The organism is Lysinibacillus sp. BF-4 (assembly GCF_000743635.1).
Classification (GTDB): domain Bacteria; phylum Bacillota; class Bacilli; order Bacillales_A; family Planococcaceae; genus Metalysinibacillus; species Metalysinibacillus saudimassiliensis.
This window is the reverse complement of the sequence record NZ_JPUW01000003.1, coordinates 35,992-62,812: the sequence shown is the minus strand read 5'-3', so window position 1 is coordinate 62,812 and position 26,821 is coordinate 35,992. Positions and strand designations below refer to the sequence as shown.

General features: G+C 40.4%; 29 protein-coding genes, 3 pseudogenes and 2 other annotated features. Of the genes and pseudogenes, 30 read left to right on the top strand and 2 right to left on the bottom strand.

The genetic code is table 11. From position 1 onward, the window contains the following. The first annotated feature begins 1 nt into the window (after position 1). The 25 genes and pseudogenes from hemC (at position 2) to CH76_RS02950 (ending at position 22,794) form a co-directional block, all read left to right on the top strand. Entirely contained in the window at positions 2-934 is a 933-nt protein-coding gene (hemC, locus tag CH76_RS03065) for a hydroxymethylbilane synthase (RefSeq protein ID WP_036142783.1), read from the top strand. Continuing rightward, positions 924-1,652, top strand: coding sequence for a uroporphyrinogen-III synthase (locus CH76_RS03060; protein ID WP_036142780.1), 729 nt, complete (start codon positions 924-926; stop codon positions 1,650-1,652). The genes hemC and CH76_RS03060 overlap by 11 nt, the downstream gene beginning before the upstream one ends. Beyond that, positions 1,649-2,620, top strand: coding sequence for a porphobilinogen synthase (gene hemB, locus CH76_RS03055; RefSeq protein WP_036142778.1), 972 nt, complete (start codon positions 1,649-1,651; stop codon positions 2,618-2,620). Before CH76_RS03060 ends, hemB begins: the two co-directional genes overlap by 4 nt. Beyond that, the gene (gene hemL, locus CH76_RS03050) at positions 2,621-3,913 is read left to right on the top strand and encodes a glutamate-1-semialdehyde 2,1-aminomutase (protein WP_036142775.1); all 1,293 of its coding nucleotides are present in this window, start codon (positions 2,621-2,623) and stop codon (positions 3,911-3,913) included. It abuts the gene before it with no gap. A gap of 128 nt (positions 3,914-4,041) precedes the next feature. After that, entirely contained in the window at positions 4,042-4,488 is a 447-nt protein-coding gene (locus CH76_RS03045) for a CoxG family protein (protein WP_036142772.1), read from the top strand. Positions 4,489-4,538: 50 nt separating this feature from the next. Continuing rightward, positions 4,539-4,750 (top strand) — a binding site (T-box leader). 44 nt (positions 4,751-4,794) lie between these two features. After that, complete coding sequence (locus CH76_RS03040) at positions 4,795-7,437, top strand: valine--tRNA ligase (protein WP_036142769.1); 2,643 nt, start codon at positions 4,795-4,797, stop codon at positions 7,435-7,437. A 49-nt stretch (positions 7,438-7,486) separates the two neighbouring features. Further along, positions 7,487-8,767 (top strand): folylpolyglutamate synthase/dihydrofolate synthase family protein, encoded by a 1,281-nt coding sequence (locus tag CH76_RS03035; protein ID WP_036142765.1) that lies wholly within the window; start codon positions 7,487-7,489, stop codon positions 8,765-8,767. Then, the gene (locus tag CH76_RS03030; RefSeq protein ID WP_036142763.1) at positions 8,764-9,960 is read left to right on the top strand and encodes a folylpolyglutamate synthase/dihydrofolate synthase family protein; all 1,197 of its coding nucleotides are present in this window, start codon (positions 8,764-8,766) and stop codon (positions 9,958-9,960) included. Before CH76_RS03035 ends, CH76_RS03030 begins: the two co-directional genes overlap by 4 nt. A 126-nt stretch (positions 9,961-10,086) precedes the next feature. Next, positions 10,087-10,620 (top strand): annotated as a pseudogene (radC, locus tag CH76_RS03025) (DNA repair protein RadC); the annotation flags it as partial. A 737-nt stretch (positions 10,621-11,357) separates the two neighbouring features. Continuing rightward, positions 11,358-13,268: pseudogene (gene ltrA, locus CH76_RS03020) on the top strand (group II intron reverse transcriptase/maturase). Between the two features lie 148 nt (positions 13,269-13,416). Beyond that, a pseudogene (locus CH76_RS03015) lies at positions 13,417-13,566 on the top strand (JAB domain-containing protein); the annotation flags it as partial. A 220-nt stretch (positions 13,567-13,786) separates the two neighbouring features. After that, complete coding sequence (locus tag CH76_RS03010; protein WP_036142757.1) at positions 13,787-14,797, top strand: rod shape-determining protein; 1,011 nt, start codon at positions 13,787-13,789, stop codon at positions 14,795-14,797. A gap of 21 nt (positions 14,798-14,818) precedes the next feature. Then, positions 14,819-15,007, top strand: a complete 189-nt coding sequence (locus tag CH76_RS14255; protein ID WP_369792351.1) for a hypothetical protein — start codon at positions 14,819-14,821, stop codon at positions 15,005-15,007. Continuing rightward, positions 15,001-15,729, top strand: a complete 729-nt coding sequence (gene mreC / locus CH76_RS03005) for a rod shape-determining protein MreC (protein WP_369792352.1) — start codon at positions 15,001-15,003, stop codon at positions 15,727-15,729. Before CH76_RS14255 ends, mreC begins: the two co-directional genes overlap by 7 nt. Beyond that, positions 15,726-16,253, top strand: a complete 528-nt coding sequence (gene mreD / locus CH76_RS03000) for a rod shape-determining protein MreD (protein ID WP_036142753.1) — start codon at positions 15,726-15,728, stop codon at positions 16,251-16,253. Before mreC ends, mreD begins: the two co-directional genes overlap by 4 nt. Positions 16,254-16,285: 32 nt before the next feature. After that, the gene (locus CH76_RS02995; RefSeq protein WP_036142750.1) at positions 16,286-16,954 is read left to right on the top strand and encodes a septum site-determining protein MinC; all 669 of its coding nucleotides are present in this window, start codon (positions 16,286-16,288) and stop codon (positions 16,952-16,954) included. 1 nt (position 16,955) lies between these two features. Further along, positions 16,956-17,756, top strand: coding sequence for a septum site-determining protein MinD (gene minD / locus CH76_RS02990; protein ID WP_036142746.1), 801 nt, complete (start codon positions 16,956-16,958; stop codon positions 17,754-17,756). A gap of 57 nt (positions 17,757-17,813) precedes the next feature. After that, positions 17,814-17,885, top strand: a sequence feature (ribosomal protein L21 leader region). Positions 17,886-17,899: 14 nt separating this feature from the next. Then, entirely contained in the window at positions 17,900-18,208 is a 309-nt protein-coding gene (gene rplU, locus CH76_RS02985; RefSeq protein WP_036142743.1) for a 50S ribosomal protein L21, read from the top strand. 16 nt (positions 18,209-18,224) lie between these two features. Then, positions 18,225-18,560: a ribosomal-processing cysteine protease Prp gene (locus tag CH76_RS02980; protein WP_036142740.1), complete on the top strand. Its 336-nt coding sequence runs from the start codon at positions 18,225-18,227 to the stop codon at positions 18,558-18,560. A gap of 14 nt (positions 18,561-18,574) precedes the next feature. Beyond that, complete coding sequence (gene rpmA, locus CH76_RS02975; protein WP_036142737.1) at positions 18,575-18,862, top strand: 50S ribosomal protein L27; 288 nt, start codon at positions 18,575-18,577, stop codon at positions 18,860-18,862. 249 nt (positions 18,863-19,111) lie between these two features. Then, positions 19,112-19,642 carry a Spo0B domain-containing protein gene (locus CH76_RS13430; protein WP_051910177.1) on the top strand — a complete coding sequence of 177 codons (531 nt, stop codon included), beginning with the start codon at positions 19,112-19,114 and terminating at the stop codon, positions 19,640-19,642. Next, positions 19,643-20,929, top strand: a complete 1,287-nt coding sequence (gene obgE / locus CH76_RS02965; RefSeq protein WP_036142734.1) for a GTPase ObgE — start codon at positions 19,643-19,645, stop codon at positions 20,927-20,929. It begins immediately after the preceding gene. Between the two features lie 26 nt (positions 20,930-20,955). Beyond that, positions 20,956-21,411 carry an ACT domain-containing protein gene (locus CH76_RS02960; protein ID WP_036142731.1) on the top strand — a complete coding sequence of 152 codons (456 nt, stop codon included), beginning with the start codon at positions 20,956-20,958 and terminating at the stop codon, positions 21,409-21,411. 121 nt (positions 21,412-21,532) lie between these two features. Continuing rightward, entirely contained in the window at positions 21,533-22,414 is an 882-nt protein-coding gene (pheA, locus tag CH76_RS02955) for a prephenate dehydratase (protein WP_036142726.1), read from the top strand. Then, entirely contained in the window at positions 22,414-22,794 is a 381-nt protein-coding gene (locus CH76_RS02950) for a thiol-disulfide oxidoreductase DCC family protein (RefSeq protein WP_036142723.1), read from the top strand. Before pheA ends, CH76_RS02950 begins: the two co-directional genes overlap by 1 nt. Positions 22,795-22,817: 23 nt before the next feature. On the opposite strand, the gene CH76_RS02945 is transcribed toward CH76_RS02950, so the two are convergent. Next, on the bottom strand, positions 22,818-23,249 hold the full coding sequence (locus CH76_RS02945; protein ID WP_036142721.1) for an Rrf2 family transcriptional regulator: 432 nt from the start codon (positions 23,247-23,249) through the stop codon (positions 22,818-22,820). 200 nt (positions 23,250-23,449) lie between these two features. On the opposite strand from CH76_RS02945, the gene hmpA reads away from it, so the two are divergent. The 5 genes from hmpA to CH76_RS02920 all read left to right on the top strand — a co-directional run bounded on the left by hmpA (position 23,450) and on the right by CH76_RS02920 (position 26,226). Then, complete coding sequence (gene hmpA / locus CH76_RS02940; RefSeq protein ID WP_036142718.1) at positions 23,450-24,604, top strand: NO-inducible flavohemoprotein; 1,155 nt, start codon at positions 23,450-23,452, stop codon at positions 24,602-24,604. A gap of 106 nt (positions 24,605-24,710) precedes the next feature. Beyond that, positions 24,711-24,911 carry a helix-turn-helix transcriptional regulator gene (locus CH76_RS02935; protein ID WP_036142715.1) on the top strand — a complete coding sequence of 67 codons (201 nt, stop codon included), beginning with the start codon at positions 24,711-24,713 and terminating at the stop codon, positions 24,909-24,911. A 1-nt stretch (position 24,912) separates the two neighbouring features. Further along, positions 24,913-25,497 carry a DUF3169 family protein gene (locus CH76_RS02930; RefSeq protein ID WP_036142712.1) on the top strand — a complete coding sequence of 195 codons (585 nt, stop codon included), beginning with the start codon at positions 24,913-24,915 and terminating at the stop codon, positions 25,495-25,497. Position 25,498: 1 nt separating this feature from the next. Continuing rightward, a complete protein-coding gene (locus CH76_RS02925) occupies positions 25,499-25,702 on the top strand; it encodes a hypothetical protein (protein ID WP_036142709.1) in 204 nt (67 codons plus the stop codon). Positions 25,703-25,779: 77 nt separating this feature from the next. Further along, on the top strand, positions 25,780-26,226 hold the full coding sequence (locus CH76_RS02920; protein WP_036142706.1) for a helix-turn-helix transcriptional regulator: 447 nt from the start codon (positions 25,780-25,782) through the stop codon (positions 26,224-26,226). A 36-nt stretch (positions 26,227-26,262) separates the two neighbouring features. Here CH76_RS02920 and CH76_RS02915 read toward each other — a convergent pair whose 3' ends face one another. Next, positions 26,263-26,790 (bottom strand): transcription repressor NadR, encoded by a 528-nt coding sequence (locus CH76_RS02915; protein ID WP_036142703.1) that lies wholly within the window; start codon positions 26,788-26,790, stop codon positions 26,263-26,265. Positions 26,791-26,821: the final 31 nt, after the last annotated feature.

Sequence of the window (26,821 nt, the reverse complement as noted above, 5' to 3'; positions counted from 1 at the left end):
TTTGAGAAAAATTATTGTAGGTTCAAGACGAAGTAAGTTAGCATTAACGCAGACAAAGTGGTTTATTGAGGAGCTAAAAGCTTCAGGTGCACCATTTGAGTTTGAAATCAAAGAGATTGTGACAAAGGGTGACAAGATTTTAGATGTTCAACTTTCAAAAGTTGGCGGTAAGGGCTTATTTGTTAAAGAAATTGAGCAAGCATTATTTGATAAGGAAATCGACTTTGCTGTGCACTCTATGAAGGATATGCCATCTGTATTACCAGAGGGCTTAGTGATTGGCTGTGTACCACCACGTGAAGATCCACGTGATGCGTTTATTTCAACAAATCATGTTAAGTTTGCAGATTTACCTAAGGGTGCAGTTGTCGGTACAAGCTCATTGCGTCGTAGCGCACAATTATTAACACTACGCCCAGACCTTGAAATCAAATGGATTCGTGGTAACGTAGATACGCGTTTAAATAAACTTGAAACAGAAGACTATGATGCGATTATTTTAGCAGCTGCAGGCCTAAAACGTTTAGGTTGGAGTGATGAGGTTGTTACGGAGTTTTTACCAGTAGATGATTACATCCCAGCAGTAGCACAAGGTTCATTAGGTATCGAATGTCGTGCGGATGATGAGGAGTTACTTGCAGCATTAGCAAAACTGACAGACGAAGCAACAAAAATCGAGTCGGAGACAGAGCGTACTTTCTTAGCAGCAATGGATGGCGGTTGTCAGGTACCAATCGCTGGTTTTGCACAGGCAAAAGACGGTGAGATTGTCTTTACAGGGATGGTTGCAGCACCAGATGCTTCGATTTTTTATAAAGAAACAGTTACAGGTACAGATGCCGAAACGGTTGGTAAAGAAGTTGCGCGCATGTTAACAGCACAAGGTGCATATGATTTAATTCAAAAAGTGAAGGCCGAGAGCGATGCCGAGTAAGGTTCTCGCAGGGCATACTATAGCATTGACAGGGACCAAAAAAACGCAAACCATTCATGACTGCATTGTGCAGCATGGTGGTGAGGCGGAGTTATTTCCTTTAATTACAACAGCAAGTGTTACTGCGGAGGATGCGCGTTATATGTCAGGGCATTATGATTGGCTAATTTTTACGAGCCAAAATGCTGTAGATTGCTTTGCACAAAAAGCAACTACGCTTACAGCTACGCATATTGCTGCCGTAGGCGAAAAAACAAAGCAAGCACTTGAGGCGCTTGGTATGATAGTAGACTTTATGCCAACTATCTACAGTGCTGATGTATTTATTAAGGAGTTTCCTAGTGTCGTAACAGGTAAGCCGCGTTGCTTATTTATTCGTGGTAGCCACGCTAAGCCAACGATACGAGAGGGCTTACCTTATAGTGTAGATGAATGGACAGTATACGAAACTGTTGTTCAAACTACTTTTATTAAAGATTTTATTACCTGTATTCAAACAAAAAATGTGACAGTTATTTTTGCTAGCCCCTCTGCTGTAGATGTTTTTCATACATATATTGCACCTATAGTAGGGTGGGATAGCATTCGTGTAGCAGCTATTGGGCATGTAACAGCTAGTGCACTACAAAAGCATAATGTCACAGTAGCTGTGCAACCGCAAGTATATACGATGCAGGCAGTTATAAACGAAATTATACAATTGGAGGAACAGAAATGAATTTCCAAAGACATAGACGATTACGTCAAACTACAAATATGCGTGCAATGGTACGTGAAACACACCTATCAAAAGACGATTTTATTTACCCGATCTTCGTAGCAGAAGGCGAAAACATTAAAAATGAAGTGCCATCAATGCCAGGTGTATTTCAATACTCTATGGATAACTTTGGCGCTGAGTTAGATGAAGTTGTAGCGTTAGGTATTCCGGCGATTATTTTATTTGGTTTACCGCATGAAAAAGATGCTGAGGGTACAGGAGCATTTTGTGAGCACGGGATTATCCAAGAGGCAACACGCTTTGCTAAAGCGCGTCACCCAGAGTTACTCGTTGTAGCAGATACATGCCTATGCGAATATACAGACCACGGTCATTGTGGTGTTGTAGAAGGCGAAACGATTTTAAATGACGAATCACTAGAGCTACTTGTTAAAACAGCGGTATCTCAAGCGCAAGCAGGCGCAGATATTATTGCACCGTCTAATATGATGGATGGCTTTGTAATTGCTATTCGTGAAGGTTTAGACGAAGCAGGCTTTGCTCATATTCCGATTATGTCATACGCTGTAAAATATGCTTCTGCTTATTATGGCCCTTTCCGTGATGCGGCTGATGGTGCACCGCAATTTGGTGATCGTAAAACCTATCAAATGGACCCAGCAAATCGTTTAGAGGCTGTGCGTGAGGCAGCGTCGGACGTTGAAGAAGGCGCAGATTTTTTAATTGTTAAACCAGGTCTTGCGTATTTAGATATTGTTCGTGATGTGAAAAATAACTTTGTGTTACCTGTAGTGGCTTATAATGTATCGGGTGAGTACGCAATGGTAAAAGCAGCCGCTTTAAATGGTTGGATTGATGAGCGTGCAGTTGTACTCGAAACACTACTTGGCTTTAAACGTGCAGGTGCAGATTTAATTATTACGTATCATGCAAAAGATGCAGCAAAATGGTTGGAGGAGAAATAAATGACACGTTCTTATGAGTTATCAAAAAAAGCATACACTGAAGCGGTAGACCTTATGCCAGGTGGCGTAAACAGCCCAGTGCGTGCCTTCAAATCAGTAAACATGGATCCCATCTTTATGGCAAGTGGTAAAGGTGCGGTTATTACAGATATTGATGGTAATGATTATATTGACTACGTATTATCATGGGGCCCGCTAATCTTAGGTCACACACAACCTGATGTGGTGCGTGCGATTGGCGAAACAGCGACAACAGGTTCTTCATTTGGTGCCCCAACCTTATCAGAAAATAAATTAGCTAAGCTTGTACTTGACCGTCTACCAGCAATGGAAATGATTCGTTTTGTGTCATCAGGTACAGAGGCAACAATGTCAGCATTACGTGTTGCACGTGGTGTAACGAAGCGTGACAAAATTTTAAAATTTGAAGGTTCTTACCATGGTCATGGTGACTCATTATTAATTAAAGCAGGCTCAGGTGTTGCAACACTTGGTTTACCAGACAGCCCTGGTGTACCAAAAGACATCGCTAAAAACACTGTGACAGTAGCATATAATGACTTAGCGGCAGTAAAAGAAGTATTTAGCGTGCATGGCGACGATATTGCAGCTATTATTGTTGAGCCAGTGGCAGGTAATATGGGCGTTGTACCACCACAACCAGGTTTCCTTGAGGGGTTACGTGAGGTAACAAAAGCAAATGGTTCATTATTAATTTTCGACGAAGTAATGACAGGCTTCCGTGTAGATTATGGTTGTGCACAAGAATACTTTGGCGTAGCACCGGATATGACTTGTTTAGGTAAAGTAATTGGCGGTGGCTTACCAGTAGGTGCATTTGCGGGTACAAAGGAAATCATGGAGCAAGTAGCACCAGCAGGTCCGATTTACCAGGCAGGTACACTATCAGGTAACCCGCTTGCGATGACAGCAGGCTACGAAACATTAGTACGCCTTGATGCTACAAGCTATGATTACTTTAAAAAACTAGGTGACCAATTAGAGGAAGGCTTCCGCGCAGCCGCAACGAAGTATAACATCCCTCATACCGTTAACCGTGCAGGCTCAATGATTGGTTTCTTCTTCACTAATGAAGATGTTATTAATTTTGAGACAGCTAAAACAGCGGACTTACAATTGTTTGCGGAGTACTTTAAATTAATGGCGGAAGAGGGCATCTTCTTACCACCATCACAATTTGAGGGCTTATTCCTATCAACAGCACATACAGAAGCGCATATTGCAAAAACAGTAGAAGCTTTTAATACAGTATTTGCTAAGTTAGCACGATAATTAAAAAAGTTTGAGGTGTCGCAGTTAATGCGCACCTCTTTTTTGTTGCTTGTCGCTAATTTGCCACGTACAAAACAAATGTTTGCTGTTATAATAAGAGCATTATAAAAAGAAAGTAGTGGTTACGCATGGCAACAGGAACACACGTAGTAGAAGTACCCGTAGCAATCGAAAACGTTTGGGATTATGTAAGTGATATGGAGAAATGGGCAAAACTTGTACCAGGCTACCGCTCTCATAATATGATTACTGACAATCAATCAACATGGAAATTTGAAGGCAGTGTAGGTGTCATTAAAAAATCTGCTGAAGTACAAATTGATATTTTAGAATGGCAAGCACCAAATAAAGTAACATTTGAATTAAAAGGTTTAACAGATAATTTTGCAGGTAATGGTTATTTCCTAGCAGAAAAAATCGACGATACTAACACGCGTATGACAGGATTTTTAGATGTAAAAGCAGGCGGATTAGCATCAGCTGTGCTAAATCCTATTTTAAAACCTGTTGTACCAAAAGCAACGCAAATGTTAACAGACCGTGTAGCTAATGCGATTAAAGCATTAAACGCATAAACTACTTGAACAAATCACTACTTAGCGATACAATATGTGAAAGTTAAATAAACGATGCAATGATAAGGAAGAGTAAAAAGTACGCGTAGGCAAGAGAGGGAACGGTAGCTGAGAAGTTTCTACTAAAGCGCTTTTGAAGGTAGCCTTGGAGCAACATTTGTGAACAACAGTAGCAAATGTCGGCAGCTAAGCCGTTATGTATTGAGTGCTAAGCTTCGGCTTGGAATAAAGGTGGTACCGCGAAAGCTCCTTCGTCCTTTTTGTGACGTAGGAGTTTTTTGTATGTAAAAAAAGGGAGGAATTTAGATGACAGAAATTAATATGCCAACAAAGTATGAACCAACCGCAATTGAAGAAGGGCGCTATGACTGGTGGGTAAAGGGTGGCTTTTTTGAGGCACAACCAGAAAGCGGAAAAGAGCCGTACTCAATTGTAATCCCACCACCAAACGTAACAGGTAAGTTACACATTGGTCATGCTTGGGATACAACATTACAAGATATTTTAACGCGTATGAAACGTATGCAAGGCTATGATGCACTATGGCTACCAGGTATGGACCATGCAGGTATTGCAACGCAAGCTAAGGTAGAGGCAAAGTTACGTGAAGACGGCGTAACACGTTATGACCTTGGCCGTGAAAAATTCCTTGAAGAAACAATGAACTGGAAAGAAGAATATGCAGGTCATATTCGCGAGCAATGGGGTAAACTTGGTCTTGGCTTAGATTACTCACGTGAGCGTTTTACATTAGACGAAGGTTTATCAGATGCGGTAAATGAAGTATTCGTTAAATTATATAATGAGGGCTTAATCTATCAAGGTGAGCGTATTATTAACTGGGACCCAGCAGCAAAGACAGCGCTATCGGATATCGAAGTAATTCATGAAGAGGTAGAAGGCGCATTTTACCATATGCTATACCCATTAGCAGATGGATCAGGTACATTAGAAGTAGCAACAACACGTCCTGAAACAATGCTAGGTGACTCAGGCGTTGCGGTGCACCCTGAAGATGAGCGTTTTAAACACCTTGTAGGTAAAAAAGTAATCCTACCAATTATTGGACGTGAAATGCCAATCGTAGCGGATGATTATGTAGATATGGAATTTGGTACAGGCGTTGTAAAAATGACACCAGCCCATGACCCGAATGACTATGAAGTAGGTAATCGCCACGACCTTGAGCGCATCATCGTAATGAATGAAGACGGTACAATGAACGACCTAGCAGGCCCTTATGCGGGTATGGACCGCTTTGAATGCCGCAAGCAAATCGTTAAGGATTTACAAGAGCAAGGCGTATTAATTAAAATTGTACCGCATGTTCACCAAGTAGGTCACTCAGAGCGTTCAGGCGCAGTAGTTGAACCTTACTTATCAAAACAATGGTTCGTTAAAATGCAACCACTTGCGGATGCTTCACTACAAAATCAACAAAATGATGAGTCAAAAGTAAACTTTGTACCAAACCGTTTTGAAAATACATTTACACGTTGGATGGAAAATGTTCATGACTGGTGTATTTCTCGTCAATTATGGTGGGGACATCGTATCCCAGCTTGGTATCACAAAGAAACAGGCGAGCTTTATGTAGGTACAGAAGCACCGAAAGATGCAGAAAACTGGGAGCAAGATGATGATGTATTAGATACATGGTTCTCAAGTGCATTATGGCCGTTTTCTACAATGGGCTGGCCAAATGAGGAGAGCGAAGACTTTAAGCGCTACTTCCCTAACAGCACATTAGTAACGGGTTATGATATTATTTTCTTCTGGGTATCACGTATGATTTTCCAATCATTACACTTTACAAATGAGCGCCCATTTGAAGATGTATTAATCCATGGTCTTGTGCGTGATGCAGAGGGACGTAAAATGAGTAAATCACTTGGTAATGGTGTTGACCCAATGGACGTTATTGCACAGTATGGTGCTGACTCATTACGCTACTTCCTAGCAACAGGTTCTTCTCCTGGTCAAGATTTACGTTATATGACAGAGAAGGTTGAAGCAACTTGGAACTTTGCGAATAAAATTTGGAACGCAAGCCGCTTTGCTTTAATGAATATGGACGGGCTAACGTATGAAGAAATTGATTTAACAGGCGAAAAATCAGTAGCTGACAAATGGATTTTAACACGCCTTAATGAAACAATTGAGCGCGTAACAAGTCTAGCTGACCGTTATGAGTTTGGTGAGGTAGGACGCGAGCTATATAACTTCATTTGGGATGACTTCTGTTCATGGTATATCGAAATGGCAAAACTTCCATTGTATGGTGAGGACGAAGCGGCGAAGAAAACAACGCGTTCAGTACTTGCACATGTGCTTGATCAAACGATGCGTTTGTTACACCCATTCATGCCATTTATTACAGAAGAAATTTGGCAACACTTACCACACGAAGGTGAATCAATCGTAGTGGCAGCTTGGCCAACTGTAAATGAAGACTTTAACTTTGCACAGGATGCAGAGGACATGAAGATGTTAACAGAAATTATTCGTGCTGTACGTAATATCCGTGCAGAAGTAAATACACCAATGAGCAAAAAAGTGCCGCTATTTATTTCGGTAAAAGAAGCAGATGCAAAGGCGATGCTTGAGCGTAATGCCATGTATTTAGAAAAATTCTGTAATCCTGAAACACTAACAATTGGCGAAAACCTAGAAGCACCAAGTCAGGCGATGACAGCTGTTGTATCAGGCGCAGAATTGTTTATGCCGCTTGTGGGCTTAATTAATGTAGATGAGGAAATTGCTCGTCTTGAAAAAGAGCTTGAAAAATGGGCAAAAGAAGTTAAACTTGTAACAGGTAAATTGTCGAACGAACGCTTCGTGGCGAAAGCACCAGAGCAATTAGTAGTGGCAGAGCGTGCTAAACTTGTAGACTATGAGGAAAAACACGCACTTGTTGAAAAACGTTTAGCAGAATTAAAAACAATGTAAGTTAAGCGGTGAGCGTAATGCTCACCGTTTGCTATTTTGGAGGGAAATCATGTTTAGAACAATGGCGCAATGTACAGATAAAATTTTTAGTTTACGTAAAGTGAAGGATGCAAGGCCACATGAGCAACTGCGTCGTATTTTACACTTACTTGGTAACCCTGAGGCATCGTTACAGGTTGTGCATGTGGCGGGTTCTAATGGTAAAGGTTCAACCATTGCGATGCTCCGTGCGTTATGTGAGGCGAGTGGCTTACGCGTAGGTGTATTTACCTCACCTCATTTAACACGCGTCAATGAGCGCATTGTAGTTGATGGTGCAGAAATTAGTGATGATGCTTTTTTACGTCATATGAATACACTAGATGCATTAATAAACGAACACTTTGAGGGAGAGTACCCAAATTTCTTTGAGGTAGTGACGATTATTGCCTTCCTCCATTTTGCCGAAATGAAACCGAAAATTGTGCTGTTAGAAACAGGACTAGGTGGACGTTTAGACGCTACGAATGTGGTAACACCTTTATTGTCGATTATTACAACGATTTCATTAGAGCATACCGATTTATTAGGTGATACACATGCGCTAATCGCTGCGGAAAAAGGCGGCATCATAAAACCAAATGTCCCTGTTGTTACAGGTGTGCAAAATAAAGAAGCTTTAGCCGTTATTGCACAAATCGCAGAGCGTAATAATGCGCCGTGCTATGCGCTATATCAAGACTTTGACGCCAAGGCGATTGTACAGCAAGAAAACGCACAACACTTTGATTATGTAGGTGAGGTAACGTGGCAAGGTATTGAGTTAACAATGCAAGGCACACACCAAGCTTACAATGCAGCAGTAGCGATTACAGCTATGCGCTTACTAACGCATGAGTTGCATTTTGTTTTTAATGAGAGTACAGCTAAATTTGCGCTGACTCATGTGAATTGGGCAGGGCGTTTTGAAGTGTTTAACGATATTATTTTGGATGGTGCTCATAATGTTGAGGGAGTGGCTTCCTTATTAAAAACATTAGGTAGTGTTTACCCTAATACACCATTTGATGTGTTATATGCTTCGTTACAGGATAAGGATTATGCAACGTCTATTCAGCTATTAGAGGCACAGGCACAAACGATGATGTTTACACAAATTGCAATGCCAAACGCAGTACCTATGGTGACGTTAAGTGGGCTATGTACACATCCTAAAAAAATGTTAGTGCCGCGCTGGCAAGATGTCATTGTTAAACATAATGATGGTCGCTTATTAGTAGTTACGGGTTCTTTATACTTTGTAGCAGAGGTACGTAAATTTATATTGAATCGCGTAGGTATTGTACGATGATCCCAGGGTTTTATACGTATCAATTACGTCATAATGTGAGCAGTAAACAAATTATTGAGCCAGGGCTTACTGCAATAAACAAGGTACTCGCGGCACTTGGCAACCCTCATAAAGCATTGCGTGTGATCCATGTAGCAGGTACAAATGGTAAGGGGTCAACGGTAGCTTATACGGCAGCACTCTGTCAGGCGCATGGCTTAACAACAGGTACCTTTATGTCACCAGCTATTTTAGATGTGCATGACCAAATTCAACTGAATGGTCGTGCTATTACACCTACAGAGATGGCTACTATATTTGAGCAGCTTACGCCTTTTTCAAATCAATTAACGGAATTTGAGTTGTTGACCGTTGTAGCGCTCCTTTATTTTGTGCAACAAGGCGTAGATGTAGCGGTAATCGAAGCGGGGCTTGGTGGTCTAGAGGATGCTACAAATGTTGTTGTGCCTGTTGCTTCTATTATTACGAGTATTGCGCTTGAGCACACGCGATTTTTGGGTACAACACTTGCACAAATTGCGTACCAAAAGGGTGGTATTATTAAACATGCACCTGCTATTGTAGGGCGTGTCCCGAAAGAGGCAGAGCAAGTGCTCCGTGCCCTAGCTAAAGATGTACCATATTATCAAATAGGTGAGGCAATTAAAGTAACACCTACTAGTTATTCTTTTGCACAAGTTACACTAACTAATATGACGCGTGCCTTACAAGGCGTACATCAAGCAGATAATATGGCTTTAGCCTTAACGGCTTTTTTACAGCTAGGCGTACCAATGGATAAAGAGTTAGCACGCCGTACGATTGCTACTACAACACTACCCGCACGCTTTGAACAAGTATTGCCAAATGTGTTCTTTGATGGCGCACACAATGCTGCTAGCGCTACACAACTTGTAGCTACCATTAAAAAAAATTATCCAGCAACACCAGTGACATTTATTGTTGGCATTTTAGCAGATAAGGCAATAGAGGAAGTGCTACGTTTGTTGGAGCAAGTTAGTCAGCAGTTTTATTTTGTGTCATTTGCTAATGAGCGAGCTGCTGATGCGCAGGAAGTAATGCTGTTGAGCCAAGCTACACATAAAGCAGTGCTAACTGATGTGGCAGATTTTCTTAAGCAAGAGCGAGAAGGTATCACAATTGTTACAGGCTCATTATATTTACTCGCGGATTTACGCAAAGTTATAATTTGAGAGCACAAAATGTATCATAAATTTATTTTACAAGTGAAATGCTAGGCAAAACGAAATTTTCATAGAGTGAGCAACAATTTTCAAACAACCTCCTTTCAATTATGCTAATGGAAAGGAGGTTTTGTTATGGATATGATTGTCTTAAAGGATATGCATGAGGAGGACAGACCACGCGAGCGCTTGTTACAGCAAGGGGCACAGAGTTTGTCAAATGCAGAGTTACTCGCAATTTTACTACGTACAGGCACGCGTGAGCTTTCGGCAGTAGGGCTAGCCAATCATATTATGCAACAGGTAGAGCAATTACATGCGCTAAAGCATATTACGCTAGAGGAGTTAACAGCGATTAAGGGGATTGGCACAGTTAAAGCTGTACAATTATTAGCTGCTATTGAACTTGGCAGGCGGCTTGCGCGCAAGCAAGATATTGAGCGTTATACTATACGTTCGCCAGGGGATGCTGCCGCCTATTTAATGGCGGATATGACGTCTTTATTACAGGAGCATTTTGTAGCACTATTTTTAAATGTCAAAAACCAAATTTTATACCAAAAAACAATTTTTATTGGTAGCTTAAACTCTAGTATTGTACATCCTCGCGAACTTTTTCGGGAGGCTGTAAAACGCTCGGCAGCAAGCATAATTGTTTGCCATAATCACCGTGCGACACGTTCGTGACTGAAAAGGTTACGCACGCCGTCTAAAGGTCATTTGACCAGAAGAGAGTCGTGAACTCTTAGCTCGATAGGTAGAATGATAGGGTAACGCCTTGAAATGCCTACTCTAATACTCCGACATGCGTTATCCGAATGTGTAAAAGGATGAGGTGTGAAGCTCGGTGAAGTCGGCTGAAGGTTGTCGTAGTACTAGTTTATTTATCTAGTAACCGAAATTTAACTAGAGGTAGTTGGTGCAACTGATAGGCCGGGAGTCGTAAAAAACTTAATAGGGTGAGAATGTGGTAAAACACTGACGAACTAGTGAATGAAATGTCTGTAAGTGGCGACCATTTAGAAATGAATGGGCTTGATGAAAATTCGAGTGCGTTCCGTGGGCGAGTACCTATGGTGGTTTCGAAAGCTCCATGCACCGTTACAGGCGGTGGAGAGGACGCCAGGCAAGAGCTAGCACCTAAGTTAAGATATAGATAGAGTTAAGGGAACGTGGAAAGCTATCAACATGGAGGGGGCACACCTGAGTGAAGTGATAGGAAGGAAAGGATTCGTCTATAACTTCCTTTTGTGATAGTGAGAGTAGAGGCATGAGCGCTGAAGTTTCTGTAATGGAAATGGAGCAACAGCCTCAAGTCGTTTCGTCAAATTTATTTCAACTCAATCAACTCAAGGATTCTCGTATGACTAAAAAGGTCACGAACCCAGTTTGGAGCGTGATAGACCTTGAAAGAAAATTATAAGAAAATCCCTAGAATGAAAAATACAAGGTTACGACATGCGGAGTATTACGGTATGACAGAAACCTTTGATAGGCTTTATGCAAAGAGTAAAGAAAACCAAAAGTTGACGAATCTAATGTCTATTATTACTTCGGACGATAATATCCTACTCGCTTATCGTAATATTAAGCGAAATAATGGGAGTACAACGGCTGGAGAAGATAAGGTCACAATCAAAGATATTGAAAAGTTGAGTACACATGAATTCACTGAAATTGTGAAGAAAAGATTCGCACACTACAACCCTCGAAAAGTAAGACGTGTGGAAATACTAAAACCAAACGGGACAACTAGACCATTGGGAATCCCGTCTATGTGGGACCGAGTAGCCCAACAATGTATTTTGCAAGTATTAGAACCTATATGTGAGGCTAAGTTTTACAAATACAGTTTTGGATTCCGACCAACCAAATCAGCAGAAAATGCTATTTCTGCATGTGCTGGACGAATAAATAATAATAAAATGCAATATGTGGTGGATGTAGATATTAAAGGTTTCTTTGATGAGGTAAAACATACGAAATTAATGCGACAAATATGGACGATGGGAATCCAAGATAAGCAATTGCTTGTTATCCTTCGAAAAATGTTAAAAGCACCTATTGTTTTACCAAATGGAGAAATCACGTATCCTACAAAAGGAACGCCACAAGGCGGAATACTTTCTCCACTGTTAGCAAATATCAACCTGAATGAATTTGATTGGTGGATTGCGAACCAATGGGAGAGTAAAAAGTGCCATTCCATCAATGATTATTTGAATAAGAAAACTGGATTATATAGCCATCAATATAGGTACAGGAAACTAAGGGAAACTTCCACACTAAAAGAAATGTATATTGTTCGCTATGCAGACGATTTTAAAATCTTTACGACAACCCGTTCTAACGCCGAAAAGATTTTTCAGGCAAGTAAAATGTGGCTGGAAGAGCGATTGAACCTTCCCATTTCAGAAGAGAAATCCCAAATTACGAATCTTAAAAAGAAACGTAGTGAATTTTTAGGATTTGAACTGAAAATGGAACGAAAAGGCTATGACCGCTTTAAGCGTAAACGATATGTCTGCCAGTCCTGGATAGCGGAAAAAGCACGTACGAGGATTAAAAAACAACTGAAAGACCAAATTAAACTCATGCAAAAAGCACCAAATGGAAATGATTTAATCAAGAACATCCGAATCTACAACAGTATGGTAATTGGCATCGATAATTACTACTGAATTGCGACACAAGTGAACGATAGTTTGATGCCAATTCAATACCAATTAACGCTTGTAGAACGACATCGATTAAAACATTTTTCACTTCGTAAGCAAACTAATTATCCAATTAAAGACCAAGGGTTAAAACCTTATTTGAAATCAAAAATGACAAGATATATAAATGGATACCCACTTATTCCAATAGGTTTTATAAAAACCAAAACAGCATTGTTGCCCAAAAATGGTGTCAATAAATTTACGCCAGAGGGACGCGAACTAATGCATAAAGAACAAAAGTCAGTTCCAAACTGGCAAGTTCAATGGCTAAGAGAGCATCCTGTTATGAACGAACGAGCATCGATAGAGTTAAATGATAATCGAATATCGTTGTTCATTGCACAAAAAGGAAAATGTGCTGTATTGGGAGAGGAGTTAATTTTAACGGAAATGGATTGTCACCATAAACAATTATGGAGCTTGACAAAAGATGATAGGTATTCCAATCTAGTTTTGATTACTAGGGACGTTCACCGATTAATCCATGCTACCGAGATCGACACAATCCATAAATATCTTGAACAGTTGAATTTGAATGGGGAGCAACTGAAAAAGCTGAACAAACTACGGGTATTAGTTGGTAACGAAGAACTTTAACATTAGGGAAAACAAATAATGGCAATAAGATTGAGGAAAATGAAATAATTGGCAAACGATGGAATGCCGTGTGCGATGAAAGTTGCATGCACGGTGTGGAGCAGGGGAAAAGGTGGAGATAACCTCAAAGCCTTACCTATTGCTATCGAGCGGCAATCCACAGCCAAGCCCAGAAGATATTGAAGTAACGCAGCGCTTACAAGAAGCAGGATTAATTATTGGCATTGAGTTAGTAGACCATATTATTATTGGTAACCATAATTATGTAAGCTTAAAAGAAAAAGGGTACTTAACTTAAACGTGAGATTTCTCCTCTGATGGAGAAATCTCACGTTTTTTTGCAACCAAATGTCAACAAAAACGTCCCTAAAAGCACGAGATGATAAAATTAATTCGTTATATAATAGAAAGGGGATAGATGGCACTATAAATTTATGTGTTTTTCCGTTATAATAAATGGTAGATTTCATAATTACAATCAACTAACTATGTTTCGCAAAAGAAAGGGAGTACTCAATTTGTTTGGATTCGGAAGTAAGGATGTCGGCATTGACCTCGGCACAGCAAATACATTAGTTTTTATTAAAGGAAAAGGTATCGTTTTACGCGAGCCTTCAGTAGTAGCACGTAATACAAAAACAGGTGAAATCGTTGCAGTTGGTAACGACGCTAAAAATATGATTGGACGTACACCAGGCTCTATCGTAGCCATTCGCCCAATGAAAGACGGCGTTATCGCTGATTTTGACATTACAACAGCAATGATTGAGTATTATTTAAAAGAAGCATCAAAAAATTCTGGTGGCAACTGGAAAAAACCAAACGTTATGATTTGTGTACCTTTTGGTATTACTTCTGTAGAGCAACGCGCAGTAATTGATGCATCTCGTCAAGCAGGCGCTCGTGAAGCTTTTACAATTGAAGAGCCATTCGCAGCAGCAATTGGCGCTAATCTGCCAGTATGGGATCCAACGGGTTCTATGGTAGTTGATATCGGTGGTGGTACAACTGAGGTAGCGGTTATTTCACTTGGTGGTATTGTAACAAGTGAGTCAGTACGTGTTGGCGGCGACGCAATGGACCACGCGATTATTGCATACATTCGCAAAACGTATAACTTAACAATTGGTGAACGTACAGCAGAGGCTGTTAAAATGGAAATCGGCTCAGCATTAGCAGACGATAATGAAAAAATGGAAATTCGTGGACGTGACCTTGTAACAGGTTTACCAAAAACATTAGAAGTTTCAAGCGAAGAAGTATCAGAATCATTACGCGAATCAGTTTCATCAATTATTGATGGCGTAAAACGCACACTAGAACATACACCACCAGAGCTTTCGGCGGACGTTATGGAACGCGGTATTGTACTTACTGGCGGTGGCGCATTACTTAAAAATTTAGATAAAGTGTTAAGTGATGAAACAAATATGCCAGTATTTATCGCAGAAGACCCATTAGATTGTGTAGCTATCGGTACAGGTAAAGCATTAGACCACATCGATATTATTCGTCAACAACAATTGTAATTGTGAGAGAGGAGTTTACAGATGCCACAGTTTTTTGCTAATAAAAAACTTATTGTGTTATTAGTAGGCATCATTTTCCTTGTCGCTATTATTAGCTACACATTGAGCAATCGCACAGACCCCTCTATGGCTGAGGGGGCTGTTAAAGATACGGTAGGTTTTGGGCAAGGCATCATGCTAAGCCAGCTAACTTTGTTGGTGGTATTTTAGATGACATTGATGCGCTTTTAGGCACTTATGACGAAAATAAGCGCCTAAAGGCTCAGCTTGACGACTTTACAGTGGTGCGTGCCCAACTTGATGAAGTTAAGATGGAAAATGAAAGACTAGCCGCGCTCATTGATAAGGAAGAAAGCTTACTAGAATATGACCCTGTATATGCAACAGTAATTGCGCGCAACCCAGACCAGTGGGAAGAAAAAATTATTGTTAATAAAGGGAAACGTCATGGTATCGAAAAAAACATGGCAGTAATGACAGCTGATGGACTTATTGGTAAGGTCATTGTGGTAACACCTAATACAGCAGAGATTGAGCTATTATTTTCTAATAATCCAAATTACCGTATTTCTGCTAAAGCAAAAGGTGACAAGGATGTCTTTGGTTTAATTGAGGGCTTTGATATGGAACGTAACGAAATGATGTTAAAACGTATTGATTCAGGCTTTAAAGTAGAGCCAGGACAAACAGTAGTATCTTCAGGCTTAGGTGGTATTTTCCCGCAAGGTTTATTAATTGGAGAAATTACCGAAGTAAGTACAGATGACTATGGTTTAACACAAATGGCTTACGTAAAGCCAGCAGCTAACTTTGCACTACTTGACCAAGTTGTAATTGCTAAGCGCAAAATGACAGAGATTGATGGTTCAGATGGTGGCGGAACAATGAAGGATTTAACACATCCAGCTGAGGCGGAAGGTGATGAGAAATGATGCAACGTGTCGCAGTAATTGCTACAGCAGCGTTATTATTTTTGATTGAGCCTAACTTCGCCTTTTTATCCCCACTACAATTTGATACTACGCTGTACTATTTTGTACCACGATTTTTACTCGTGTATTTAATTTTTTTAGCAACGTATCATTCCAAAAAGCGAGCGATGTACATCGGCTTGTTTTTTGGCATTTTATATGACATTTTTTATGTCGATATCATCGGGCTATATGCTTTTTTATATCCCGCAATTATTTTTTTAGCGAGTGTTGTGATGGGCTATATTCGACCTAATATGGTCGTAACATCAACTGTAGCACTCGTTTTAATTACAATTTTAGAGTCTGTACTATATGGTTTTTACTCATTTATAGGACTTACTGCGATGGCATGGCAACCCTTTATACAAGAGCGTTTACTACCAACAATCGCAATGAATTTTTTATTTATTATTTTGGTTGCTATTATTTTTGTGAATTTAATTAATGCCAAATTATTACGTGATGAGATGAATACGGTATAATTGGATGAAGTGAAATCGAGGTGAAAAGTTGTATGAAACAATCATTAGTTCATATGAAGGGTACAAAAGAAGGCTTTATTATTAAATTGGACGAACATGGAGCGTTTAGTGATTTGCTAATGGAGCTAGAACAATTGGCAAAAAGCTATACAACAGATCGCCGCATTTATGTTCAACTTCATTTAGGCTATCGTTATTGCACAAATGAGCAAATCCAAAAATTAACACGAGCAACCGAAAGCACAGATAAAATCATTGTTTCGAAAGTAAGCAGTGATGTGGTAACGGTAGAGGAGCGCAATCGTCATATCGAGCGCCATAAAAATGAGCTCTATGTCGGTATGGTACGCTCAGGTCAAGTGCTACGTGTGCCAGGGGACATTGTCATCATTGGCAATGTTAACCAAAATGGCCGTGTTGAGGCAGGCGGCAATATTTATGTACTAGGACGCTTAAAAGGTATTGCACATGCAGGCGTGGATGGTAATCGTAAAGCAGTGGTAGCTGCATCGTTTTTTGAAGCAACCCATATTATGATTGCAGATGTTATTCAAACAATGTCTAATGAAACAGCCGCGCTTCAAAAGAATAATGAGTTGCTATGTGCACACATTAGTCAGCAAGGGGATATTGAGTATCGACCAGTACACGAAATAAGAAATATGCCGTCGTTTTTCATGACTGCTAAAGGAGGAAGCTAATGTGGGAGAAGCAATTGTAATTACATCGGGAAAAGGCGGCGTCGGTAAAACAACGACGACGGCTAATCTTGGTACTGCATTGGCATTGCAAGGAAAAACCGTATGCCTTGTAGATACAGATATTGGCTTGCGTAATTTAGATGTTGTGTTAGGTTTAGAAAACCGTATTATTTATGATTTAGTTGATGTTGTTGAAGGACGTTGTAAAACGCACCAAGCGTTAGTGAAGGATAAGCGGGTAGATGAAAAACTTTATTTACTACCAGCCGCACAAACAACAGATAAAACAGCGGTTAATGGTGAGCAAATGCACAAACTAATTGGCGAATTAAAACAAGAGTTTGATTTTGTATTAATTGATTGTCCAGCGGGTATTGAGCAAGGCTTCCGCAACGCGATTGCAGGTGCAGATAAAGCGATTGTTGTTGTTACGCCAGAGATTTCGGCTGTGCGTGATGCAGACCGTATTATTGGTTTGCTTGAACAAGAGCCGCAAATTGAAGCACCACGCCTCGTTATTAACCGCGTGCGACAACATTTAATTGAAGCAGGCGATACACTAGATGTCAGCGAAATTACTGCGCATTTAGCGATTGATTTATTAGGTATTATTATTGATGATGAAGAAGTAATAGCTTCTTCTAATAAGGGTGAGCCTGTTGTGATGGACCCATCTAACAAGGCAGCGCTTGCGTATCGTAATATTGCTCGTCGTATTTTAGGTGAGAGTGTACCACTCCAAACCATTAGCGGAACGAAAAAAGGTTTCTTTGCAAAAATGTTTTCGCTGTTTACGAAGTAACGATTGACTTATCATTGTACGCATGATAATATTTTACTGTTATTGTTTGTAGCACCCGTGCTACTACAACCGCACTGCCAAGGTTTAAGCACGAAAGTCACCTTGTAACAGGCGAGTCTTAGTCTAAGGAGGTGCATTGGGAAATGTACGCAATTATCGAAACTGGTGGTAAACAAATCAAAGTAGAAGCTGGCCAAGAAATCTATGTTGAAAAACTAGGTGTTGAAGCTGACGAAGTGGTTACTTTTGATAAAGTTTTATTCGTAGGTGGCGAAAACGTGAAAGTCGGCGCTCCATTCGTGGAAGGTGCTACTGTAACAGCTAAAGCTGTTAAAGAAGGCCGCGCTAAAAAAATCACTGTTTTCAAAATGAAAGCGAAGAAAAACTACCGTCGTAAACAAGGTCACCGTCAACCATATACTAAATTAGTAGTTGAAACTATCAACGCTTAATTAGAGGTGAATCGGAATGATTCAAGTAACGATTTTTCATGATGAAAATAGACACGTGCATGCGTTTGAAATGTCAGGTCATGCGGAGTTTGATGAGCCAGGTAAAGATTTAGTATGTGCAGGCGCTTCAGCTATCGGTTTCGGTGCTGTTAATGCGATTTATGCGCTGCTTCAAATCAAACCAGAAATTGAACAAGCAGGTGAGGGCGGTTACCTTAAAGTGACGCTACCACAAGATCTTGACAAAGAAATCGATGCTAAATTACAACTTATTGTCCAAACTATGACAGCACAGTTTTACACGATGGTAGAAAGTTATGGGCAGTATATTCAAATATCTTACGAACAGTAGGAGGTGGAATGAGCATGTTATTAACATTAGATCTTCAATTCTTCGCTTCTAAAAAAGGGGTAGGTTCTACTAAGAACGGTCGTGACTCTGAGTCAAAACGTCTTGGTGCGAAACGTGCTGATGGTCAGTTCGTAACTGGTGGTTCAATTCTTTACCGTCAACGCGGTACAAAAATTTACCCAGGTACTAACGTAGGTCGCGGTGGCGATGATACTTTATTCGCTAAAGTAGACGGCGTAGTTAAATTCGAGCGTCTTGGTCGCGATAAGAAACAAGTATCAGTATACCCAGCGGAAGCTTAATACTTTATAGTAGAGCATGTCCAAAAGTCGTTAGGGCTATTGGACATGCTTTTTTTGAAGTTATATGAGGGTGTCTAACGTACAAGTGATAGACATAGTAGGAGGTAGACCTAAAATGCGGTCGCCTTTTTTATTTGCATCGTTTGTTCGTTAGGCAGCCCCAGCGTGATTTGTGGCATGAATTTTTTGCGGTTTTGCGTTATAATAAAATGCAAACTGTTATAGCGAATGTCAGGAGTGAGTGTCTCAGTGAAACCTAACAAACTAACAGTACCTGAGGCGCTACGTCTAGCGAATCATGATTTTTTAAATCGTTTACAAATGATTATGATGTATAACGAGCTTGGCAAGCAGGAGCAGTGCCAGGCTTATATTACAAAGGCTGTTAATGAAATGCAGGTCGTATCCGCAGTAAATCGTGCAGGTACACCAGTGCTAGCCGAATGGCTTCTTACAGTAGGTTGGCGCTATAATGAATTTGCTGTAGCATTAACAAGTACAGTAACAGGGACGGCTACTGTAGCAGAGACTGCCATTGTCGCTTACGTTGAGGCGTGCATAGCAGCTATTGCTAAACAGGTGGATGTTTACTGCGAGCAGTATATAACACTTGATTATACCGTTAAACCAGCTAATGTGGCGCTGGCAATGCGTGTAACAGGACAGTGGCAGACCCCAATACAATTAACTGAAAAAAATGAACGTTTTACCGTTAACATTAAAGCATCAACTACAACTATGCTGGATTTATGTATAACGGCTAAACAGGGAGTGAAATAAATGTTTGTCGATCACGTAAAGATTTTTGTTAAAGGCGGCGACGGTGGCGATGGTATGGTTGCCTTCCGTCGAGAAAAGTATGTACCTATGGGTGGACCAGCAGGCGGCGATGGCGGTCATGGTGGTAACGTAGTATTTGAAGTAGAAGAAGGTCTGCGTACGTTAATGGATTTCCGTTACAAACGCCACTTTAAAGCTGAGCGCGGTGAGCACGGTATGAGTAAAGGGATGCATGGTAAAAATGCACAAGATTACATCGTAAAAGTGCCACCAGGTACAGTAGTTATTGATGAAGAAACAGAAGTAGTACTGGCTGACCTTGTTGAACATGGTCAACGTGCAGTTATTGCTCGTGCAGGTCGCGGTGGTCGTGGTAACTGTCGTTTTGCTACACCAGCTAACCCAGCGCCAGAGCTTGCCGAAAAAGGTGAACCAGGTCAAGAACTTAGCGTTATTTTAGAACTTAAAGTACTTGCAGACGTTGGTTTAGTAGGTTTCCCAAGTGTGGGTAAATCTACATTACTATCTGTAGTATCAGCAGCTAAACCTAAAATTGGTGCTTACCACTTTACAACAATCGTTCCTAACTTAGGTATGGTTGAAACTGAAGATGGACGTAGCTTTGCTATGGCAGATTTACCAGGGTTAATCGAAGGCGCACACGAGGGTGTAGGGCTAGGTCACCAATTCCTACGTCATATTGAGCGTACGCGCGTTATCGTGCATATTATTGATATGTCAGGTATGGAAGGTCGCGACCCTTACGAAGATTACGTAACAATTAATAAAGAACTAGAACAATACAACCTACGTTTAATGGAGCGTCCACAAGTTATTGTAGCTAATAAAATGGATATGCCAGATGCTGAAGAAAACTTACAAGCTTTCCGTAAAAAAGTTGGCGAGGATGTTAAGGTATTCCCAATCTCAGCTGTATCTCGACAAGGCTTAAAAGAGCTATTATTCGAAGTAGCTGATTTACTAGAAGTAACACCAGAGTTCTTATTACATGTTGAAGAAGAAGAATCAGATGCAACAGTAATGTATAAACACCAAAACACATCAGAAGATTATGAAATTACACGTGATGATGATGGTTCGTTTATCATTAGCGGTTACACAATTGAGCGTCTGTTTAAAATGACAGACTTCAGTCGTGAAGATGGTGTGCGTCGTTTCGCACGTCAGCTACGTGGTATGGGTGTGGATGAGGCGCTTCGTGCACGAGGTGCTGAGCATGGCGATACTGTACGTTTACTTGAGTTTGAATTTGAATTCTTTGAATAATAGTGATGTGAAGTAGGGGGAAAATTATGAAGAGCGTTGCCAATCAACGATATTTTTTAGTGCGTGAAGATGTATTAACAGATGCGATGCAAAAAACTTTAGAGGCGAAGCAGCTACTATCTACGGGAGCTGTATCTTCTATCTGGGATGCAGTTAAAGAAGTCGATATTTCGCGTAGTGCGTTTTATAAATACCGCGATGCCGTTTTCCCTTTTCATTCCGTCGTGCAAGAGCGTATCTTAACTATCTTTTTGCAATTGCAAGATCGTAAAGGGACACTTGCGCGCTTGCTCGAAACCATCACCGTTACGCATTGTAATGTGTTGACGATTCACCAAACAATTCCGATTCAAGGGCGTGCTAATGTCACTTTGTCACTTGATGTGACGAGCATGACCTGTGAACTAGACGAATTACTACAACAACTTAAAAAATTAGATTTTGTAGAGTCTGCTGAGGTTATTAGCTCAGGCGCTCTTTAACTTTGTAGCCTAGTATTTTACTTCGGTAAAATGCTAGGCTTTTTTTATAGTGTCAAAACCCTTGTTTTGATTTACTATTCTGTCAAATGAGCGTACACTAGCATACAAGGAGGTTTTAGCAATGACTGAAACAAAAGATTGGCAACATCGAATTGCATATTTAGGGCCTGAAGCGTCCTTTACATATTTAGCAACGAAAGGTTTATTTCCAAATGAATGGCTTGTACCTCAAGCAACAATACCTGAGTGTATTGAGGCAGTGGCTAAAGGCACGGTTGACTTAGCTGTTGTACCTCTAGAAAATGCTTTAGAGGGCTCTGTGCCGCTTACATTAGACTATTTGTTCCATGAAGTGGAGTTATTTGTGACAGGTGAAATTTTACTACCCATTGCACAGCATTTAATGGTTAACCCTGCACAACAACATAATTGGGAAAATCTTGAGGGTGTTTACTCGCATCCGCATGCACTTGCACAGTGCCATAAATATTTATTTTACCGTTTCAGTGGTGTGCCACTTAATCAAACGACCTCAACAGCAGCGGCTGCAAAATACGTCTCTGAAAATCCAGAAATGTGCATTGCGGCTGTAGGCAATGAGTCAGCAGCTAAAAAGTATGGCTTAACAATTGTAGAACCTGAAATTCATGACTTCCATTTTAACCATACGCGCTTTTTTGTATTATCAAGACAAAATCAACGCATGCCGTTAGCAGAGTCGAATGAAGAGCCAAAAACAACATTAATGGTAACTTTGCCTACGGATCGTTCAGGTGCTTTACACCAAGTATTGTCGGTTTTCGCATGGCGTCAATTAAATTTAAGCAAAATTGAGTCGCGCCCGCTTAAAACAGGGTTAGGCGATTATTTCTTTATGGTGGATGTACTTGCAGATGAGCAAGAGAAGATGATGCAAGGGGCTATGGAGGAACTTGAGGCACTTGGCTGTACTGTTAAATCTTTAGGTACGTATTACCGTTATATGACGGGGCTTGAAGGCTAATGAACTTTGTGTTGTTTGACGGCGACTGTAGTTTTTGTCAGGCAAATGTGCAGTTTATTTTACGCTTTGAGCGTTCAGCTTATTTTCACTTTGCCTCTTTACAAAGTGAGGTTGGGCAAGCGCTTTGTGAACGTTACGATATTACAGATACGACAAGTGTCGTAGTAATAGACCAAAACAAGGCTTACACTAAATCCAGTGCTGCTTTGCAAATTACAAAGCATTTGCGTTATTTTTGGGTGCTACGTGGTTTACGTATTGTACCGCGCTTTCTGCGAGATATCGTGTATGAAGTGATTGCAACCAATCGCAAGCATTTACCGGGTGCTTGTCTCGTACCGACGGCAACGCAGCGCGCCCGTTTCCATGAAAAAAGGTAGCTGAGATTTTCTCAGCTACCTTTTTATTGTAGTAATTGCATTAATAAATCACGATTACCTAAAAAATCCTCGACGGTATAACGGTCGAGTACAGCAAGGTAGGCTTGAAGTGCTTCAGCTAGTACGCCTTTTAACTGACAAGCAGGTGCAATTTTGCACATATTACTAGCAGGGTCAAAGCATTCTACTAAATGAAAGTCTTCTTCAGTTTGGCGCACAACTTCACCAATTGTAATATCCTTTGGTAACTTAGCTAAGCGGATGCCACCGCCACGTCCACGAATGGTTTCGATATAGCCGAGCTGTCCTAGCTGATGAGTAACTTTCATTAAATGATTTTTCGAAATATTATAAGCGTCAGAAATTTCCTGAATCGTTGTAAGTTCGTCCTCGTTCTTTGCGCCTAAATAAATCAGTGTACGCAAAGAGTAATCTGTATAAACAGTTAAGCGCATTGATTTCACCACTTTCTCACAATAGTATAGCATTTAATTTACCTAGTACGCATACATTAAAAGATACATTTTGTATACATTTAATTTTAAAGATGTATAAATTATATATGTTTTGTGAACGATTTGTTAAAGATGTATATTATATATTGCTTTTAAAAACTGAGCGCGCTATAGTTGGGGTAAGAAAAGGAGTGGTTAGTATGTTACAACAACAAACAATGGATATTATTAAAGCGACAGCACCAGTTTTAGAGGTTCATGGCGTAACAATTACCAAAACGTTTTATCAAAATATGTTCGACAATCACCCTGAATTACTGAATATTTTTAATCACACAAATCAAGCACAAGGTCGTCAACAAACGGCACTTGCTAATACAGTGTATGCAGCTGCCGTACATATCGAAAATCTTGAAGCGATTTTACCTGTTGTCGTTCAAATTGCACATAAGCATGTTAGCCTAGGTGTATTACCAGCTCATTACCCAATCGTAGGGAAATATTTATTGGCGGCAATTAAAGAGGTACTAGGTGATGCAGCAACACCAGAGATTTTACAAGCATGGGAGCAGGCTTACGGCGTTATTGCAGACATTTTTATTCAAGTAGAAGAAGATTTGTATAAACAAACTGAAAATGACGGCGGCTGGCGCTTATTTAAGAAGTTTAAAGTAGTAAATAAAGAAGCCGAAAATGCGAGTGTTACTTCATTTTATTTAGCACCAGAAGATGGTAGTGCACTGCCAAACTATTTACCAGGTCAATATATTACAATTCGTACGGCTATTCCTGGCGATACATATTTGGCTAATCGTCAGTACACTTTGTCGCAAGCGGCGGATGGTAAAGCTTTCCGTATTTCTGTGAAAAAAGAAAATGACACAACACCTGCAGGTAAAGTGTCTAACTTTTTACATGACACACTACAGGTTGATGATGTTTTAGATGTGAGTGCACCAGCAGGCGTGTTTACATTACAACAATCAACGAAGCCAGTGGCCTTTATTAGTGGTGGGATTGGTGTGACACCATTGCATAGTATGGTACAAGCGCTAGAGGAGGCGCCACAAGTAAGCTTTATCCAATGCGCGCGCAATGCAGAAGTAGTCACTTTCCAACAATCCATTCAACAAAAAATGGCTAACTTACCGAATGCAAGTTATGATGTATTGTACTCAGATCAAGCGCAATATATTAACGAAGCAATTATTGCGGAGCGTATTGCTAAAGATGCAGATGTTTATGTGTGTGGACCAGTACCATTTATGGCTGCTACAGTTAATGCCCTGGAAAGCAATGGTTTTACACCAGAGCAAATTCATTACGAGTTTTTTGGACCAGCATTACAATTATAAAAAGAAGACCATTTCCTCGGAAATGGTCTTCTTTTTTATCTTTTTTGACAAATATGGTTGTCAAAATGACTATCTTCATGTTAGTTTAATGGGGGAGGTTATACATATGAAGAGTAGATTAAAAGAGCTTCGGGCACGAGATGGTTATAACCAAACGGAGTTAGCAAAGCGTGCAAATGTGTCACGCCAAACAATTAGCTTAATTGAGCGAGGAGAGTATATGCCGTCTATTTTGATTGCTGTACGCATTGCACGGATTTTTAATGAGCCAGTAGAGAATGTTTTTATTATTGAGGAGGATGAATGAATTGGGGATTATACTTTTACAACTCACCAATAGCATTGTTATATTATTGCTTGGTGCAGGCTATTTTTATTTTAGGAAAATAACAAAGAGTAGTCAGCTAGTTGTGACGGGTGAGGAGGAAGATCAATTATTAGATAAGCAATATGAGCGTGCGATTACAGTGTCGCAAATGATTAATAGTGCGTTTATTTTAAGTTTAGGTGCTATGGCCATTGGCTTTATTATCGTACGTGAAAGCTCGCCTGCTACCCCCTTACTGTCATTTGCTTTGTTAGTGTGTAGTGTTTTATCAACAGGTATAGTAACAAAGAGCGTAACGCTTGCTAATCCAACACGCCCAATACCTAACTGGGTAAAAGAGGACGGCGCATTTGATGCTATGGATGAGGGAGAGCGTCATGTGGCATTAAAAGCGTATTATAAAGTGTACAAAATAGTAATGGGTTTATTGATTATAAGTATTTTATTAGCGATGTACTATAGCGTGCTAACAGGTCAATCGCAAATTATGTCAATTATAGTAATGGTAGTGCTACTCCTGGTGATGGTATTTAGCTACCTTAGTGTAATTAGGAGGGGGCGTTAGTATGATTAGTGTACAAATAAAAGTTGCTGCTATTATTCTTACAGTCGTTGCGATAGGTTGCGTAATGTTTTTATTGTTAGCAGAGAGTTATTTTAATCACACTGAACTCAATCAATTAATTGAGGGCTGTAAACAAGTTGGAGGCACAGTTGACCTTACCATTGAAGCGTCTGTGACTGGCGACTATGCGTTTTCTTGTAAGTAAATGCTTGTGTTGCGTGCGCAACGGGCGGATGTTGCTATACGATTGACCTGAAACGACATAGTGTAGGAGGTGAGCGTATGACAGCAGGTGATGAGTTGCGTAAGAGACGTATAGCATTAGGCAAAACGCAGCAGGAGGTAGCGGATGAAGTTTTTGTAACGCGCCAAACGATTTCTAAATGGGAGCTTGGCAAAAGTGAGCCTGATTTTATCTCCGCTGAATTGTTACGTAAAGCATTACAGCTGCCGACGCCAAAAAAGGAGGCAGTATGGATGAAGCAACCGAAAAATTGGCTAGGCTTAGTAGTGTTTGGGATTATGTTTTTACCGTTTCGTATGGGGTGGGTGCAAATCAAAAAGTATCAGCAATATAGTGTGGTGCGATTTGTAATTGTCCCTACCGTAATTGTACTGTATGCGTTGTATATGTATTCGCTAAAAGTGGAAGTATTTTATGTTGTACTTGCGGTAACAATTATAGCTTACATGGGCACGTCTTATTATTTTCAGCAACGAGAGGAATAGCAAAAAGCGGTTCACGTTTAGCGTGAACCGCTTTTTTTAATCGAGTAGTATGCCTTTAGCGCGTAAAGCTTGCTCTGCACAATCAAGCATATCTTCCGTTGGTGCTTGGAGTGTGTGTAGGTGGATGCCGTCTGTTAAATCAGAGAGGTAGGAAGCATTGGCAACTTGTACTTTATCAATGAAGCGGCTCACCTCAACACGGTTGCTAACATGGATAGCGGCAGTAATTTCGCCGTAAACACTATGCTCGACACAAACGTCTTTAACCGTAACACCGCAGTCCACAATAGCGAATAATTCTTCTTCAGCTTGCGCAGGTGTGTGTTGGCAAGCTACTACACGTGTGGCATAAGTTGGCTCTGAAGTAGAAAGGTATAAATAGCCTTGGCTTGTTGCAAGGATAGGTGCGTTACGTGCTTTGAGCAAAGTGATGTCATTGACAATGACTTGGCGAGAGACATTGGCTACCTTTGCGAGGTCAGCGCCTGTTAGTGGGGTTTTAGCTTGTTGTAACAACGATAAAATTTTTGTGCGGCGTTCTTCGCCTAATAGTTTTTTAGTCATGTTCGTTCACTCCTTAATCGTTAATATTGTA